Source organism: Streptomyces sp. NBC_01390 (assembly GCF_045040105.1).
Classification (GTDB): domain Bacteria; phylum Actinomycetota; class Actinomycetes; order Streptomycetales; family Streptomycetaceae; genus Streptomyces.
Genome location: NZ_CP109551.1, coordinates 9,346,737 through 9,363,221, shown reverse-complemented (window position 1 = coordinate 9,363,221; position 16,485 = coordinate 9,346,737). Strand labels below are relative to the sequence as shown.

Genomic DNA, 16,485 nt, shown 5'->3' with positions numbered 1-16,485 from the left:
TCTCGCCCGCTTCGCCAGGTCAGGGCTCGGGGAAGCGGGCGGGGAGGCGGGGCAGCAACCGGCGTAGGGCGTCGGCGTGTTGGTGGACGCGCATGAGCAGGGTGCGCCGGTTGTGGATCGTGCCGGGGACGTCCTGTGGTGGGCCGCAGCCGGTGGCGGTGTAGATGTCTTCCAGCGACGCACCCCGGCCTTCTGCGCCGTCCGGCGCGATCCGGCTGAGATACGTCCATATGCTGTGCTCAGGTCGTCCCCAATAGAATCCGAGGCGCACTGCTAGGTCGGAGCGGCGGTACATCAGCTCGCAGTCGTCATCCTCCGGCTCGGCAGAACCCTCACTCTCGACCAGGAACGCGAAGGCGCCGCGGGCCTCGGACTTGAACTCATCCAGAAGGTACGGCCGTTGCCCCATCTCTCGATGGTCGCGCGCCACGGTGTGGCCCGCCAGAGGCGGTGACGGTCAGGCGGTCGCCAGGGTGAAGACGTGCAGGTTGGCGTCGGCCGGCAGGCGGACGCTCGCGATGCTCCTGCCCGGCGGTGCCTGGAACGGGCTGGTGGCGAACACGTACGTCGGGACCGGGTCCCGGCCCGCTCCCGAGACGTTCCGGTACGCGGCTCTCGCGACGACCGCGTTGCCGTACTGGACGCTGCCCGTACCGCCGCCGAGCGTCCAGTCGGTGAGGGCGAGGTCGATCGTGTCGGTGGTGCCGTCGGTGTAGGTGACGGTCGCCTGGGTTCGCCGGCCGCCGAAGACCGCGCTGCCGATGAATGACAACTGGGATGCGGGCGAAGTGAGTTGGATGGGCTGGGCGGTCGCCGAAGCGTTGTCGGGGCGGCCCGGCGGCGAGGCCGGCCAGGTGAACGTCAGGCCCGTCGGAAGCTTGCCCCGCGCGCCCGGGGTCAGGCCCGCCGCTGCCAGGGCCTGGCGCGAATAGCTCCAGCCGCCGCCGTCGTAGTCGGCCTCGGAGTGGTCGCCGGTGTCGTCGGAGACGCCCGTGTTGTTGTAGGCGGCGAGAAGGGAACCCGGGGCCGCCACCGTCAGGGAGATCGGCTGCTCGTACGCCGTGTCCGTCGACGTCACCTTGACTCTCGCCTCGTAGAAGCCCGGCTCGGCGGTGGGCGGGACGGAGATCGTGATCCGTTGGAAGCCGTCAACCACCGTCCCCGAGACGGGCGTTGCCGTGACTCCCGTCGGGGTCTCCACCTCGAAACGCACCCGGGGTCCCGGGGTGGCGGCGCCCCTCAGGGACACGGCCCGGATGTCCACCCCCGCGCCGCCACCCGGTGCGAGCGTCGCCGTGGTGGGGCCGACGCCGATCTGGTACGGCTGCTCGCCCGCCCGGAAGGACGGTGGGGCGTCGGACGGAGCCGCGCCCCAGGTGGGGTTCGGGGTGGCGGTGAGGGTGTAGTCCAGGGTGCCGCCGTGCCGGACGAAGGACGCCGGGAGCCAGGGGCGGTCGCTCGTCAGGCCGTTGACCGTGAGGGACTGGACGTACGGGGTGTCGGCCGCCGCTCCCTGTGCGTGGATCGAGATGTCGTTGCCGTAGGGGCGGTTGATCTCGATCCTCGGGAACAGGGGCGAGGCCAGGACCAGTTCGGCGCGGGACGGCACCTGCGGGTACATGCCGAGCGCGGCGAAGACGTACCAGGAGGACATCGCGCCCAGGTCGTCGTTGCCGGGGATGCCGCCCGGGCGAGTCGACCAGAGTCTCGTCATCGCCGCGCGGACCGTCTCCTGGGTTTTGTGCGGTGCGCCCGCGTAGGCGTACAGGTAGGGGACGTTGACCGAGGGTTCGTTGTCCAGCTCGGACTTCTCGCCGCCGCTGCCGGTGAGCGCCCAGCTGCCGTCGGCGTGGTGGAAGAAGGTGTCCAGGCGGTCGACCGCCGGCGCGGTGCCGCCCATCGCCGCGAACAGGCCCGCCGGGTTGTGCGGGACCATCCAGGTGTACTGGGCCGCCGTACCCTCGACGAAGCCGTTCCCGGTGGCCGGGGTGAAGCCGGGGACCCAACTGCCGTCCGCCTTGCGGTTGGTGATGTAGCCGCCGCTCGGGTAGGCCGCGATGTCGAAGTTGTTCTGCCACCACTGGGCGCGCTTCATGAAGCTGTCCGCCGTCCTCGTCCGCCCTGCCGCGCGGGCCAGTTCGGCGAGGGCGAAGTCCGCGCCCGACATCTCCAGCGTCTCCGCGGCGCCGCCCCACGCGTTGGACACGGACGGCATGTAGTTGTGCGCCAAGTAGGCGTCCAGAGAGGGGCGTTGGCCGACCGAGAGGATCGGTCGGCCGGCCGGTGACAGGTCCTGCCGGGTCGGTGTCGTCGCCGCCCGCAGCAGTGAGTCCAGCGCGCCCCGCAGGTCGAAGTTGCTGCCACCGAAGGCGCGGATGCCGGCGAGGGCGGCGGGCGAGGGGTCGCCGTTCATGACGTGGGTGCCGCTCGCGCCGTGCAGCCAGCGGTCCCACAACCCGCCGTTCTGGCAGGCGAGTTCATAGAGGGACTGGGCGATGTCCGAGCCGGTGTCGGGGTCGAGAAGGGTGAGCAGCTGGACCTGGGAGCGGTAGACGTCCCAGCCGGAGAAGGTGCCGTACTGGTGGTCGTGGCCCGCGCGGACCAGGTGCACCTCGCCGTCGGCGCCCCGGTATCGACGGTCGGCGTCGCTGATGATGTTCGGGTGGAGGAGGGAGTGGTAGAGGGCGGTGTAGAAGGTGGTGCGCTCCGCCTCCGTGCCGCCGCCGACATTGATGGCGGCCAGCTTGTCCCGCCAGACCTGTCGGGCCGCGGACTCGACCGAGGCGAAGGATCGGTCCGGCGGGTTCTCGGCCGCGAGGTTGGCCTCGGCGCCCGCCCGACTGACGTACGAGATACCGACCTTGACGCCCACCGGGCCCGCGCCGGGCTCGAACTCCACGTATCCGCCTGCCCCTTTGCCCGCCACAGGTCGGCCGCTGTTCGCGGTGAAGCCGCCTGTTCCGCCGGACGCGGAGGTGGCACCCGGGCTCAGCCGGTCGTCCTGCCAGGTGCCGGTCGCCTTGAAGGCGCGGTCGAAGCGGGCCGTGAAGTGGAGGGTGTAGTAGGGGCGTCGGCCCTCGGGGTCGAGGTGGCCGCAGAAGTTGCCGGAGGTGACCGAGCCGGAGACCGTGCGGGCGGCGGGGTCGATCGTGACCGTCGAATCCGTCGAGCCCACCTCGGAGTTGGCGGTACGGATCAGCATCGACGCCGGTCGGCCGGGCGGGTAGGTGAAGCGTGCGGAGCCTGTGCGGGTGGTCGCGGTGAGGTCGGCGGTGACTCCGGACGCCAGGCCCACCCGGTAGTGGCCGGGCTCGGCCGTCTCGTCGGCGTGGCTGAAGTCGGCCGCGTACACCGCGTCCTTGGTGTCGCTCGACGGGGAGGAGGTGACCTGACCGGCGTACGGGAGGAACGGGATGTCGCCGCTGCCGCCCGCGCAGCCCGTGCCGGACATGTGAGCGAGGCTGAACCCCCGGATGCGGGTGGCGTCGTAGTGGTAGCCGCCTGGGGCGGCCGTCCGGGTGGCGTCGCCCCGGGTGTTCTCCGGGCTCCAGGAGAACATGCCGAACGGGACGACCGCGCCAGGGAAGACATCACCGCCGTTCCTGGTGCCGATGAGCGGATCGACGTATGGAGTGGGGTCCTGGACCAGGGAGTTCGGGGGTGCCGGCGTCGCCGCGAGCGCCGGGGTGGGCGTGCCGAGTGCCAGGGTGACGGCCAGCAACAGGGACGTAGGGCGGACACGCATGACGCGGCCCCTCCTCCTTCGGACGGGTCGCGCACAGCAGGTCGCACAAGCCGCGGGACAGTGACGTGCGCCAGCGGTACCACGGGAGGGCGAGCGCCTCCGAGGGGACGCGCACGCCGGTCACGCGTGCGGGGTACCGGGTGCACTCCGACGGGGGAGCAACCGGCTTGACGATGTTGTCCGTTGGGGCGATAGAGTGATGTTCGAACCGTCGGACAACGTTGTCTCGTCCAGGCGGTTCACACCCCCCATGCCCTACTTCCCCGGGCCTCATCCCCCGTGCGGGCCCGGCTCGCGGACCCGGTGGCCGACAGCCACCGGGTCCGCCCTGAGCGGTCTCTCAGTCGCGGTGCGGCCCCGCCGGTCTAACCGACCCGGCAGGGCAGCGTAGTTGCCGTATCACCACCCGAGCCCCGGACGACGTACCCGAACGTCGCCGTCCTGCCCGGATCCAGCGAGCCGTTCCAGTTGGCGTTGTGGACCATCACCGCCTGGCCGTTGTAGGTCGCGTCGCCGTTCCAGAGGCTGTCGACCGCCTGGCCCGCCGGGAGCGACCAGTCGACCATCCAGCCGAGCATGGGCACGGTCCCGGAGTTGGTGACGGTCACCTCGGACTGGTAGCCGCCGTTCCAGCTGCCCGTCGTACGGCGGGTGGCGGTGCACGCGCCGGGCGGGGGCTCGGTTGGCGGGTTGCCGGGGTCCTTGATGCCGGTCACCTCGCCGTTGCCGCCGTCGAAGACGACGTCGGAGCAGGAGTAGAAGGTCTCCGCGCTGTCGGAACGCTGCCACACCATGTAGATGAGGTGGCGCCCGGACTTGTTCGCCGGGAGCTTGCCGTTCCAGGAGTAGTTGGCCTCGACGTTGCCCGGGGTGCCGTTGAGCGGCGGGTGGTCGACGGTCAGGAACGGCTGGGACTCCAGCGCGTCCCAGGTGAGGGTCTTGGTCGGGTCGAAGCCGTCCTTGGTGATGTAGACGTAGAACCAACCCGGGTGCGCCGCCCACGCGTTGTACGAGAAGTCGACGTTGGCGCCCGAGGTGAGGTGGGTCAACGGCCAGTCGGCGCTTGGGGTGTTGAACCCGGTGAAGTTGGTGTTGCCGCCGCTGCACAGCTGGCCGTCCGGGACGAAGCCCCGGGTGCGGCCCGCGCCGTCCGAGCGCAGCACCGAGAACCAGTTGTAGAACGGCGTTGTCCCACTGACCTGTTGGGCCGTCTTGCAGGCCGGGTTGATCGCCTTGATCTCGCCGGTGTCGGTGAGTGCGTCCTCCCAGCACAGGAAGGTACGGCTGCCGGGTTTCATCGGGGTGCCGTGGGCCTGCGCGTCGCCGCCCGCCGTGACGACCAGACCGAGGGCCGGGATCACGGTGAGCAGGGCCAGGAGAACGAGGAGGAGGGCTCTGCCTCGGGTGGGGAGCGGTAATCGGCGTGGGGTGCGGGGGGAGGATGGGGAGGTCGATGCGAATGTCAGGGCCATGTCATGATCTCCTTCAGTCGTACGCGGTGCGCCGTACGTCGTGCGGTACGTACGGAACGTGCGGGTGAAGGGGCGCGCCCGGCTGGGGGCGCGCGTGCTGCGCGATGCGCACGGGGTGCTGGGTGTGTGTGGGGGGGGTGGTGAGGTGGGAGCGGTTCCCGCTTACGGGTTCCGGTCCGCTCGGTATGGGAGCGCTCCCACCTCACTCACTCCTGAAGCTAGCGCCGCGCGGTGAAGATGTAAACGGCTGACGCACGAGGAGCGCGCTTGGCGGCCCGCCGTGAGGTCTCCCGGTACGGCCACGGCCACCGTCGGGTGCTCGTACGGAGGCCATGACGCGGTGTCGCCACGGGAACCGGTATGCCTGGGTGAGGTGTCGTCGGCCTGGCTGCGCTTGCCGGCGAAGTCGGCGCGGATGACAGGGCGGGGTGAGGGCCTGCTGCTGGTCGCCCGCCTCGACGAGGGGCGGGCGTTGCCTCGGCCGAGGTGGATCTCGCGGCGGGGGGGGTCGCCGGATTCACCATGAGCACAGTCCATGGTCCGGCTTCGCTGTCACCGTCTCGAACCCTCGTTGCACCCGTGGCCGAAGCAGGCATTGGCACTTCCCGGCCACAGGAATCCCTTGAGTCGCTTTCCGCACAGCGACCACCCTGATCACTGGCCTCCGCTCCACCGGGCGGAGGCGATGCACAGTGTTCAGGGGAGGAAGTCCACCTATGCGAAGACTCCACGCCGTTGCCGGGACCGTAGTCAGGTCTCGGCATTCCGGGTATTTCGGACCGGAAGGTCCGTCACATCACCAAAGCGTGAGGGCTTCGGCTTGAGTACGGTCTCTCGTTTCTGTCTGCCGCTGGTGAGGCAGGGTTGCGCCACCTGCCCGCCCCGCCTCCGCCTTGCGGCGGGGGCGGGTGGCGCGGGCCTTCTGGTCGGCTCCACGAGGCTTCGACACCGCCGGGGCGGTGTCCTGGTCTCCGGCCACTCCGGTACCAGTTACTGCGGCTGCCGCGAGCGCGGCGAGGTTGAGTGCGGCGTTGTCGTCCCGGTCGATGACCAGACCGCAGGCGTCGCATTCGTAGGTCCGGACGTGCAGCGGCAGCTTGGCTTTCACTACGCCGCACCCGGAACAGGTCTTGGAGGAGGGGTACCAGCGGTCGGCCACGATGATGCGGGTGGCGTGGCGCTGGCTGGTCTTGTAGTCGAGCTGGCGGCGGATCTCGCCGAATCCGGCGTCGGCGATCCGGCGGGCCAGCCGCCGGTTGCGCAGCATCCCGGCGACGTTGAGGTCTTCCACCACGACGGCGCCGTACTCGGCGGCCACGGCGGTGGTGAGCTTGTGCAGGGCGTCTTCGCGGAGGTTCGCCACCCGGTGATGCACCTTGTTGCGGGCGGCGTTGGCCTTCTCCCACCGCTTCGATGGCTTCTGTCCGGTGCGCCGGTCAGGTCCCTGTCTGCGGGACACGACCCGGGAGGCGCGGCGCAGCTGCTTGCGCGCCCGGTCGTAGTGGTTCGCGTTGGGCGCGGTGCGGATCTCGCCGGTGCTGTCGGCCATGACCGCGAGGGTCTTCACCCCGAGGTCGATGCCGACCGCCACGTCCGGCCGCGCCACGTGTTCGAGGTCGCGCTTGACCTCGGCCTGGAACGAGACGAACCAGCGTCCGCGTTCGTGCCGGACGGTCGCGGACAGGATCCGGGCCGTGCCGGCGTGGACTCGGTCGAGGAACTTCACCGTGGGTTCGTGGCTGCGGATCGTGCCGAGGCGGGGCAGGGTGACGTGCCGGCCGTCGGCGTCCACGCGGATCGTGCCGGTCGTGAACCGGCAGGACAGGCGCGCCTTCCGCTTCGACTTGAAGCGCGGCATACCGACTCGCTTGCCCTTGCGCTGTCCGCGCTTGGACTTCGCGTAGTTGTCGAACGCGGCGGCGGCGTTCGCCAGCCCGGTGGAGTACGCCTCCTTGGAGTTGTCCTCCCACCAGGCGGAGAAACGCGGGTCGGTGTGCTTGCCTTCGTTGAACGCCTTCCGCAGCGCAGGCAGCGACCACGGCCGCCACCGCGTCAGCTGCTCCTCGGCGATCCCGTACGACTCTTCGGCCTTGCGCTGCCACCACGACGCCTCGACCCAGGCAACCGCCCAGTTGTACGCGGCACGGGCGGCGCCGCAGTGCGAGCGCAGCGCGGCCTCCTGGGCGGCGTTCGGGTCCAGCGCGAACCGGAACGCCTGCACCACAAAACCGGGCTGCGGCTGGAACTTCCTCACTCGGCGTCCTCGCCGGTCGCCACGGCCACCGCGCGCTCTGCACGGTTCTTCGCCGCCCGCCGCCCGTACAGGCGGGCGCACATCGACGTCAGCACCTCGGTGATGTCCCGCACCAGGTCGTCAGCGGCCTCGGTGGGGTCGAGGACGACCAGGCGCCGCCCGGACGCCGACAGGACGGCTTCGAGATGCTCGACGCCGAACCGGGCCAGCCGGTCACGGTGCTCGACCACGATCACCACCGTCTGCGGGTCGGACAGCAGGCGGTGCAACTTGCGGCGTCGTCCGTTCAGCCCCGAGCCGACCTCCGTCACGACGTCGGCGACGGCCAGGCCGAGCCCGTTCGCGCCGGCCACGACCCGGGCGGGCTGCCGCTCAAGGTCGGCACTCTGGTCGGCGGATGACACGCGGCAGTACGCCACCACCCGCCCCGAGGTCGCAGAGACGGCCGCAGCGGGCTCAGCGACCAGCCACGTTCCAGATGGCGCCTGACGGACCGGCACCGGCATCTTCCCGTCCTTCACCCATCGCCAGGCGGTCTGGTAGCTCACACCCTGCTGCCGCGCCCGCTCCGAAAGCTTCACAAGGTCAAGATATTCAAGATATACGACCAGAACTAACTATGAATTGGCTTCGTCAGTGACAACCGACTCCATTGGTAGGTCAGTTTTGACTCCACCTGGCGCTCGTGGGACCGAACTCTGTAGCTGAGAAGTAACTCCACCTGAGGACATGCTCTGGGGCCCGACGGCACTCGCGGAGTGCTCTGGTCGGGATGGTTCACCGGGTTTGAGGTCCCCCACCGCTGGCTGGTGCGGGGACCTCGGTGACCTCAGTGGTGGAACAACCGGAGCCCGGTGCGGGTGAGAGCGATCTGATGCTCGCGGCAGGCGTCCTCGACCTCGCTGGAACGGACCGATCCGCCCGGCTCGGCGATGAAACCCACGCCGTGCCGGTGAGCATGGTCGACGTTGTCGCGGAACGGCAAGGCGCCGTCCGACACGAACGCGACCTCTCTCAAGCCAGTCAGCCACTGTTTGCGCTGGTCGTCAGTCAGCTCGGGTGCGGGTGTGGAGAGTGCTTTCGCCAGCCGAACGTTCTCGTCCGGGGTGAGGTCTCCCTCGATGAAGCGGATCTGCCAGTTGATCCGGTCCTGGCGCCGAATGTGCGGCTGGAAGGTGAGCGCGCGGACCGCCGGGTGGCGTCGCAGCCACCAGGTGTCGGTCTTCGCGCCGGCCAGGCGGGTGCAGTCCACGCGGGACTGCTGGCCTGCGCCGATCCCCAGGGTCGCCCCGCCGCGCAGGTAGCACACGGAGTTGGACTGGGTGTAGCGCAGGACGGCCAAGCCCAGCAGGAGATCCTCCGCTGCCGTCGCGGACAGCGCACCACACACGACGTTGTCCAGCAGAGCGCTGGAGAGCGTCACAGCGTCGCGTTGCTGGGTCAGCCGCAGGCCGAACACCTCCCGTGCCTCGTGTTGCGGGGGCACGAACGCCTCGTCTGCTTCCATGACCAGGAAACGGCCGTTCTTCTTCCGGCTGAGCGTCGCGACGGTGCCGGGAGCGTAGCCGGGGGCGATGATGCCGTCGCAGACCACACCGGCCAGCAGCTCGGCGAGTTCGGTGTCGACCGGATGTGAGACGGCGGCGAAATCGCCGTAGGAGGACTTCGGATCGGCATCGCGGGCACGCAGGTAGGCGCTGGTGAGCGCTCCGACACCGTCGCGGTCGATGCTGTAGAGCTCGGCCGTGACGTCATCGACGGGCCCGGCCACCGCCGCGCCGGCCGGCGAGACATGCTTGAAGGAGGCGGCGGCTGGTCGCTGCAGAGCCCGGGCGGCCTCCAGGACCAGTTGCCAGCTGTTCAGCGCGTCCAGCACGTTGATGTAGGACGGGCTGCCCTGCAGCACCCGGACCGGCCACTGGCCGGGGCGTACTGGTGCGACATAGGCCGCGTGCTGCTGCGGGTTGGTTCCGTAACGTAGATCCACGTCATAACCTCCTGGGTCAGCTGGACATCACTGACGCAGGCGCCCAGGCGGTCGACGCTCACGTGGGAAAACGGCCGCTCCCCGGTGGTTGTCCACCTTCGCCAGTTGCGGCCGGGCAGGATCTTACCCGGCGCCGCACCCGGTCGGGGCGCGCAGTCAACTCGCGGCAGCCGCTTCGGCGCGGGCGCGGGTGACAGCCAGGCGGTAGGAGTCGGTGCCGGTCTCGATGATGTTCCCGCCGAACGTCAACCGGTCCACGATTGCCGCGCAGAGCCTTGGATCCGTAAAGGTTTTGGTCCACCCTCCAAAGGATTCGTTGGAGGCGATCGCCACAGAATTCTTTTCCTCACGCTCCGTCAAAACCTGGAACAGCAGCTCCGCCCCGCGACGGTCAAGCTCCATATAGCCGAGTTCATCAATACACAAAAGATCGACGCGGCCGTAGCGGGCGATGGTCTTGGCCAGCAGCTTCTCATCGGCAGCCTCAACGAGCTCGTTGACGAGCTTGGTGGCCAGCACGTACTTCACCCGGTACTCATGCATCGCCGCCTCGGTGCCCAGCGCGATGAGCAGGTGTGACTTGCCGGTTCCGCTGTCGCCGATCAAGCACAGCGGCAGGCCCTTCTTGACCCAGTCGCACTTGGCGAGGGTGTGGATGGCGGCCGGGTCAATGACGGGGTTGGCGTCGAAGTCGAACTGCCGGAGCGATTTCTCGCGCGGAAAGCCGGCTGCCTTGATCCGGCGCTCGGAACGGCGCCGTGCCCGGTCGTCGCATTCGGACAGCAGCAGTTCGGCCAGGAACCCGCGATAGACACCTAAGGCGCTTAACTCGTCAAGCCGAGCAGCTGTGTGCGCCTGGGGAATCGAACACTGTTGGCTCGCTGTCTTGGCTTGCGTGCGGATCGCCGGTCGGGCAAGAGTGCGGTTGACGCAGAGCTCGGGGCTTATGGCGGCGGGACGGGGGACAGACAGGTGTGCAGGATGGATGTGGCCGCCAAGGAGGCGGCGATCGCTCGGTTTCTCCACGAGTATCCGCAGGCAGCTGATGCCGGCCGTGGGCATCCTGCCCTCCACGGGTGTGAGGAGGTCCGCTGGTCGGAGTTTTCCGGGTGCCCTGCCGCGATCCCAGTCCTGCTGTACGGCCTGCTCGATCAGGCTGCCGCGGCCGAGGCCCAGCGTGTGCTCACCAACACCATGTTCAGCATCGCCGAGATGAATCCGGCCATGCCGGTGGTCCTGCCGTTCCTGCTTCGTCTCGCAGGCGACCCGCAGGTTCCTGAGCGGTCCGGACTACTGGACCGTCTGGTCACTGTCGCCGACTACTCCGAGCCGATCGATTCCGGCAACGAGGCCATGGCGCTGTGGTTCGGCAACGACAACGATCACCCCGAGCGCGAGCAGTGCAGGGCCGTGTTCGAGCAACACGCAAGTGTGGTGGCGATGCTGCCGGAAGGCCTGATCAACCCGGACAGCCGGGCGAAGCTTCGGCAGGCCGCCGGACTTCTGTGAGATCCCCGCGCTCAGGCCACCCGCGCGACCGCAGAGACTGGGGCAGGAAAAGCCACGGCTTCGTCGAAGCGGCGGCCGTGCTGGAGACAGTGGTAGAGCTGTCCGAGCAGGCGATTGAAGAGGTTGCGCTGGGCGGATGCGTGCCAGTCTCCGTGATCGTCGCGACGCCGGCGGTAGTGCATCTTGGCTCCAGGCGAGGCGTTGGGTGCGGAGAAGGCCCAGAGATAGCCGACGTGGTTCAGTCGGTCGTTTTTCACCCACCGCCGGGTGACGCTCGACTTTTTGCCTGAGGCGCGAGTGATGGGTGAGGCGCCGGCGTATGCCTTCAGTCCGCGGGCGTCTGCGAAGCGCTGGCGGTCGTCTCCGATCTCGGCGAGCACCCGGGCGCCGAGCTGGATGCCGAGGCCGGGAAAGCTGAGGATGATCTCAGCATCCGGGTGCTCAGGGAACGCTTCATCCACCGCCTCTTCGAGGTCGTCGGCGGCCTTGGAGGCGGCTTCCAGCTGAAGCAGGAGGGCGAGCATCTGCCTGCCGAGTGCATCTTCAACCAGCTGAGGTTGGTGAGCCCAGTCGGCTCGGAGGATGTCACGGAGCCGGTCAGCCTCCGCGGCGATGCCGCGTTGGCGGCCGGCTCGCTTGAGGGCGGCCTGAAGCTGTGCGCGGGTCAGCTCTGCGGCTCGCGTCGCAGTGGGGGCGAGGCGGAGAAGTTCGCGGGCCTCGGGCCGGCACAGGCCCTTCTTCCACGACTCAACGGCCATCAAAGCCGCGGGGTAGTACTTGACGGGCCACGAAGTTTCCGGACAGGCACCCAATAGGGTTGTCCTGAACAAGGAAACGAGGAAGAAGTGGCGCCACCCAGTAAGTACTCTCCGGAGTTCCGCGAGGAAGCCGTCCAGATCGCGTTGAGGTCCAGCAAGACGATCTCCGAAGTCGCCCGGGAGCTTGAGCTGAACTCGGAGACGCTACGCGGCTGGGTGAAGAAGCACCAGAAGCAGCAGGAACCGGCTCACGATGCGGAACTGACGTTGAACGAGCGGGCGCGCCTGAAGGAACTCGAACGACGCAACCGCGAGCTGGAGATGGAAGTTACCTTCCTGAAAAAAGCCGCAGCGTACTTCGCGAAGGAACCCCGGTAACAAGCAAGTACGAGTTCATCGACGAGATGCGGCTCGACACCGAGGAGTACGCATACAGCGTCGAGTTCATGTGCGGCCGACTCGGCGTTTCCAGATCCGGCTACTACGACTGGCGATCCCGCCCGGAATCCGCGACGGTCCAGCGGCGTGACGAACTGAAACTGCTCATCAGGAAAGCCTTCGACATGTCCGACAGCACCTACGGACACCGGCGCGTCCAGGCCCAGCTGGACCGCTGGGGCGTCGCCGCGGGCATGGAGCTGGTCCGCCGCCTCATGCGCGAACTGGGCCTGGTGCCCTGCCAGCCACGGCCGAAGAGGTTCGGCCTCACCCAGGCCGCGGCCGGCGAGGTGCCGGACCTGGTGGGCCGTGACTTCACCGCCGACGCACCCGGCGAAAAGCTCGTCGGTGACATCACCTACATCGCGACCGGGGAGGGCTGGCTGTACCTCGCGACGGTAATCGACTGCTGTACGAAGGAAGTCATCGGTTACGCGATGGACGACCACTACCGAACTCCTTTGATATCCAGGGCGATCCGCAACGCATCACGGAACAGGAGCCTCTCGGCGGGCGCGATATTTCACTCCGACCGCGGAAGCAACTACATGTCAGCCGAGTTCGGGAAGGTGCTCAACCGGTTTGGGCTCCGAAGATCCTCGGGCCGCACCGGGATCTGTTTCGACAATGCCATGGCCGAATCGTTCTTCGGGGTTCTGAAGAACGAGCGTGTATCAAGGGTGACTTACCTGACTCGCGAGGCCGCCCGGCAGGACATCACTCGCTACATTGAATTCTGGTACAATCGCAAACGCCTCCACTCGGCAGTGGGTTACCGCCCTCCACGTGAAGTCCACGCCCAGTACGAGAAGTTGCGAATCACCGCGTGAAATAGACGGTCAGATGCCTGCCCGGAAAACGCGAGGCCCCTCAACTCCCTCAGCAGGGAGCGGAGTTGGTTGGCTATCTGCTGGCGGTTCCAGACAGCATCCTGCTGGGCGCGAGCGAGAACCGTGACGGCACGGGCCAGCTCACTGTCCTGCGGCAGTGGCCGGTGGGCATGCATGTCGGTGCGCAGGATGTTCGCCAGGACCAAGGCGTCACCGGGGTCGGACTTCTTGCGGGAGACGGCATGCCGGTCGCGATAGCGGGCTGCGGCCATCGGATTGATCGCGAATATCTTGCGCTTGCCCGTCCGCAGCACCGCGACCAGCAGGCCACGGGAGGTTTCGATCGCAACTGGGATCGGGTTCTCCTCGGTGTCGCCGTACTCAGCCAGCAGATCCAGGAGCACCCGATAGCCGGCGGCATCGTCGGTGATGTGCCGTTTGGCGACGAGTTGGCCGCTGTCGTCGACCAAGGCAACGTCATGGGTACGTTCGGCCCAATCAATCCCGCAGTAGATCAAGGCTTTCCTTCCGCCGTAGCTCTGTCCTATCCACGAGCTCATGCGGGCCACGCAGCGACCTAATCCCAGGACTCAGCCTCTACAGCCGGTCCGCCACCTCAGTAGCTGTTCGTGGCACCAGCTCGCCCCACGGGCCTCGGTCTATGCAGGAGCTCAGACGGCTCAGGCCTATCAAGAGGTCACCATGAGGTGGGCTCGTCCCACCAACACCAACGAACGAGCAAGGCCTGGTGTTGATGCCCGACAGCGCTGAACGGCGCCGATCTACCGCCAGGCCTTCTCAGCCCAGTCATCTGCAGGCGTACGTCCAGCGCCGACGAGCACCAACATGCAGGTCGGGGTGATGGCCCACGGGCGCCAAGACGTGCCCAGTCTGTCCGTAGGCCTCAAAGGCCAGGCCGAACCGCATGCATCCACCTGGCACCCGCGCGGCCATCACCGCTTGAGCGTCCAACTCGACCGCTCTAACTACGAATTAGGTCATCTGATCGCGGACCGCGGCGTCGGCGAGTTCGGGGTACTGGGTGCGGATGGTGGGCAGCCGGAGCATCCGGCATGCCTGGTCCACGGCGGTGTCGGCGGCCTGTTCGGTCAGTCCGCGGTTGCGCTTGGCGGTCACGGTGCCTCTTCCTGGTATGCCTGGCCGTCGGCGGGACGCCGACGGAATCGCAGCAGCTGGTCGTAGGCGGCCACCGACGGCAGCGGCCTGGGGTCGGGCGGCAGCGCGGCCAGGCGCCGCTCGGTCAGCGAGGTCACGGTCGCCCCGGCATCCACCCGGCGCGGCGGAATTTCCTGGTCGTCGGCCGGCTGGTCGGCGCCCTGGTCGGCCTCGCCCCACTTGCGGGCCTCCAGGGCGACCGCGTCGGCGGTCAGCGCTCCGGCCCGCAGCGCGGTCGCGATTCCGGCCACAACATGCTCGTGGACCATGTGCCGGTGCAGCAGCAGGACCGCGATCAGCGCCCGGGTGCCCTCAGCGTCGCCGTGAGCGGTGCAGGCCGCCTGCCACCAGGCGTCGTGGACCGGGGTGAACTTGCCCGCCGAGCGGGCCTGATCCAGCGCGGTCGCTCCGGGCAGCGCGCCCGGTTTGCGGACCAGCGCCTCCAGGTAGTGGTCCAGCTCCAGTCGGGAGCCGCCCTTGGCGATCAGCCGCTCGTGGCGGGCGACTTCCTTGTGCGCGTCGTAGACAACGAGTTCGGAGGCGTGCAGCACGACCCGTACCATCCGGCCGATCAACCTGACCGGTACCGAGTAGTGGTTGGTGCGCACGCTGACCTGGCTGTAGCGGTTCACCCGTAGCGAGGACACCAGCCCGGTCTCGAACTCCTCCTCCGGCAGCGCCTCCAGCAGCGGGCGCTCGACGGCGAACATCTCGCCGATGGTCAGCGCCCGCTGCATGATCCGGCGGGCGTCGTCCTCCTCGTCCCAGCGCTCCACCATCGCGTTCAGCTCTGCCAGCGAGGCGACCTTCGGGACGGGGACCAGGTGGTTTCTGCGGAACCAGCCGATCTGCCCCTCGACGCCGCCCTTCTCGTGCGCGCCCTCGATGCCGGGATTGCAGTAGAAACTGGTGATCGAGAAGTGCGACCGGAAGGCCGTCCAGCGGTCACTTTCCACCCGGCCCCGGGTGCGGCCCAGCACCTGGCTGACCGCGGCGCGCAAGTTGTCGTAGCGAATTTTTCCGCGCGGCACGCCGCCCAGCACTTGCAGCGCGTGGACGTGGCCTTCCAGAAATGCTTCCTGCCCGCACGAAGCGAAGATCTTGTGCACGGCCTTCCCACTGAACGACAGCCGCAGCGAGAACAGGAACACCTTGGTAGGCACGCCGTCCAGGTGGATCCACACATCCCCGAAGTCGACCTCCGCCTCGTCACCAGGGCGGTGGGTCTGCGGCACGAACACCTGCGGAGGGCTGCGGCCCTCCTCGACGCGGATTTCCGGGCGCCGCTGGAAGATATAGGCGCGGACCATCGAATACGTCACGCCCCGGGCGTCGTGCTCGTCGATCAGCCGGTCGAAGACCCGCTTGACGGTGTGCCGCTGCTTGCGCGGCGCGTCCAGGTCATCCCGCAGGATCTCGTCGATCGTCGCCTTGAACGGATCCAGGCGCGAGATCCGGGGCGGAAGCTGCTTGCGCGGCGCCGGCCACACCGACTCCAGCGCCATCGCGACCGTCCGCCGGCCCACCCCGTACTTGGCGGACAAAGCCCTGCTGGACAGCCCTTCGACCCGAGCGTCATGGCGTATCGCCGCGTACAACTCGACCTTCGAAAGGGGCACTTGAGCCACCCAGGGCTAGCTGATGCACCCCGATACTCCCACCGCAAGGCCCCCAGTGGAGTCAAAACTCACCGACATCAGTTCTCCGCCGACAGCACTGGAGTCACAACCCACCAACACCTGGCCTCAACTCTCACCTACAAAGCCACTATGAATGATTAGAAAACCTGTAGCAGCATTCACCCCCTCGACGGCCGGACCGGGGACCCCGGTCACCGAGCCGGGCACCACAAGCGCTACGGGCGTTACGGGCGCCACGAGCACCCAGACCGCCACCCTCGTCACCGGTGACACCGTGAAGCTCACCACGGGCCCGGACGGCAGGTCGGCCGTCGACGTCGAGCGGGGCAAGGGCCGTGAGGCCGCCAACTTCGTGTCCACCGAGCAGGACGGCGAGATCAGCGTCGTACCGGAGGACGCGTTGCCGCTGGTCCAGGCGGGCCGTCTCGACCCGGCCCTGTTCAATGTCAGCCAGTTGGTGCGGCAGGGATACACGGACGCGGCGACCGGCGGCATTCCGCTGATCGCCGGGTACGAGAAGGGCGCGGCGACCCCCCGAGGGCGCACGGCGGACACGCGCGCTGCCGGACATCGACGGCGCGGCACTCGACGTCGCGAAGCCCACCGCCTTCTGGGCGGACATCGCCCCGACGCTCGGCACCGAGCCCACCGCGAAGGCCGCGAAGCGGCTCGGCGA

At 68.4% G+C, this 16,485-nt stretch carries 10 protein-coding genes, 3 pseudogenes and 1 riboswitch; of the genes and pseudogenes, 2 read left to right on the top strand and 11 right to left on the bottom strand.

The features are described from left to right. Positions 1 to 19 precede the first annotated feature (19 nt). From OG241_RS42035 to istB, 7 genes are all read right to left on the bottom strand, one after another. Positions 20 to 409 carry a hypothetical protein gene (locus OG241_RS42035; protein ID WP_405823234.1) on the bottom strand — a complete coding sequence of 130 codons (390 nt, stop codon included), beginning with the start codon at positions 407 to 409 and terminating at the stop codon, positions 20 to 22. 48 nt (positions 410 to 457) lie between these two features. Then, positions 458 to 3,745, bottom strand: coding sequence for a GH92 family glycosyl hydrolase (locus tag OG241_RS42030; RefSeq protein WP_405823232.1), 3,288 nt, complete (start codon positions 3,743 to 3,745; stop codon positions 458 to 460). A 365-nt stretch (positions 3,746 to 4,110) separates the two neighbouring features. Continuing rightward, positions 4,111 to 5,217 carry a lytic polysaccharide monooxygenase gene (locus tag OG241_RS42025; protein ID WP_405823230.1) on the bottom strand — a complete coding sequence of 369 codons (1,107 nt, stop codon included), beginning with the start codon at positions 5,215 to 5,217 and terminating at the stop codon, positions 4,111 to 4,113. A 796-nt stretch (positions 5,218 to 6,013) separates the two neighbouring features. Beyond that, positions 6,014 to 7,471 carry an IS607 family element RNA-guided endonuclease TnpB gene (gene tnpB / locus OG241_RS42020; RefSeq protein WP_405823228.1) on the bottom strand — a complete coding sequence of 486 codons (1,458 nt, stop codon included), beginning with the start codon at positions 7,469 to 7,471 and terminating at the stop codon, positions 6,014 to 6,016. After that, on the bottom strand, positions 7,468 to 8,052 hold the full coding sequence (locus tag OG241_RS42015) for an IS607 family transposase (RefSeq protein WP_405823227.1): 585 nt from the start codon (positions 8,050 to 8,052) through the stop codon (positions 7,468 to 7,470). The genes tnpB and OG241_RS42015 overlap by 4 nt, the downstream gene beginning before the upstream one ends. A 248-nt stretch (positions 8,053 to 8,300) precedes the next feature. Next, positions 8,301 to 9,458, bottom strand: a complete 1,158-nt coding sequence (locus OG241_RS42010; protein ID WP_405823225.1) for a phosphoribosylaminoimidazolecarboxamide formyltransferase — start codon at positions 9,456 to 9,458, stop codon at positions 8,301 to 8,303. A 34-nt stretch (positions 9,459 to 9,492) separates the two neighbouring features. Further along, positions 9,493 to 9,577: riboswitch (ZMP/ZTP riboswitch) on the bottom strand. A gap of 37 nt (positions 9,578 to 9,614) precedes the next feature. Then, positions 9,615 to 10,406: an IS21-like element helper ATPase IstB gene (gene istB / locus OG241_RS42005; RefSeq protein ID WP_405826730.1), complete on the bottom strand. Its 792-nt coding sequence runs from the start codon at positions 10,404 to 10,406 to the stop codon at positions 9,615 to 9,617. A 33-nt stretch (positions 10,407 to 10,439) separates the two neighbouring features. Here istB and OG241_RS42000 point away from each other — a divergent pair, with 33 nt between their 5' ends. Beyond that, positions 10,440 to 10,967, top strand: a complete 528-nt coding sequence (locus tag OG241_RS42000) for a hypothetical protein (RefSeq protein ID WP_110627331.1) — start codon at positions 10,440 to 10,442, stop codon at positions 10,965 to 10,967. 11 nt (positions 10,968 to 10,978) lie between these two features. Here the strand turns inward: OG241_RS42000 and OG241_RS41995 are convergent. Further along, positions 10,979 to 11,746 (bottom strand): annotated as a pseudogene (locus tag OG241_RS41995) (transposase); the annotation flags it as partial. A gap of 66 nt (positions 11,747 to 11,812) precedes the next feature. Here OG241_RS41995 and OG241_RS41990 point away from each other — a divergent pair. Next, positions 11,813 to 12,993, top strand: a protein-coding gene (locus tag OG241_RS41990) for an IS3 family transposase (RefSeq protein ID WP_405820544.1) whose coding sequence is annotated in 2 segments (ribosomal slippage) — positions 11,813 to 12,077 and positions 12,077 to 12,993 — 1,182 coding nt in all. Because the reading frame shifts where the segments join, the coding sequence is not laid out codon by codon here. Positions 12,994 to 13,037: 44 nt separating this feature from the next. Here the strand turns inward: OG241_RS41990 and OG241_RS41985 are convergent. The 3 genes and pseudogenes from OG241_RS41985 to istA all read right to left on the bottom strand — a co-directional run. Further along, positions 13,038 to 13,553 (bottom strand): annotated as a pseudogene (locus tag OG241_RS41985) (IS110 family transposase); the annotation flags it as partial. A 436-nt stretch (positions 13,554 to 13,989) separates the two neighbouring features. Further along, a pseudogene (locus OG241_RS41980) lies at positions 13,990 to 14,130 on the bottom strand (AAA family ATPase); the annotation flags it as partial. Further along, entirely contained in the window at positions 14,127 to 15,788 is a 1,662-nt protein-coding gene (gene istA / locus OG241_RS41975; RefSeq protein ID WP_405823223.1) for an IS21 family transposase, read from the bottom strand. The pseudogene OG241_RS41980 and the gene istA, both read right to left, overlap by 4 nt. Between the last annotated feature and the right edge of the window lie 697 nt (positions 15,789 to 16,485).

Bases quoted from the DNA above. Each gene is read 5' to 3' on its own strand.
- OG241_RS42035 (WP_405823234.1), bottom strand. From the start codon at position 409: ATGGGGCAACGGCCGTACCTTCTGGATGAGTTCAAGTCCGAGGCCCGC.
- OG241_RS42030 (WP_405823232.1), bottom strand. From the start codon at position 3,745: ATGCGTGTCCGCCCTACGTCCCTGTTGCTGGCCGTCACCCTGGCACTC.
- OG241_RS42025 (WP_405823230.1), bottom strand. From the start codon at position 5,217: ATGGCCCTGACATTCGCATCGACCTCCCCATCCTCCCCCCGCACCCCA.
- OG241_RS42000 (WP_110627331.1), top strand. From the start codon at position 10,440: ATGGATGTGGCCGCCAAGGAGGCGGCGATCGCTCGGTTTCTCCACGAG.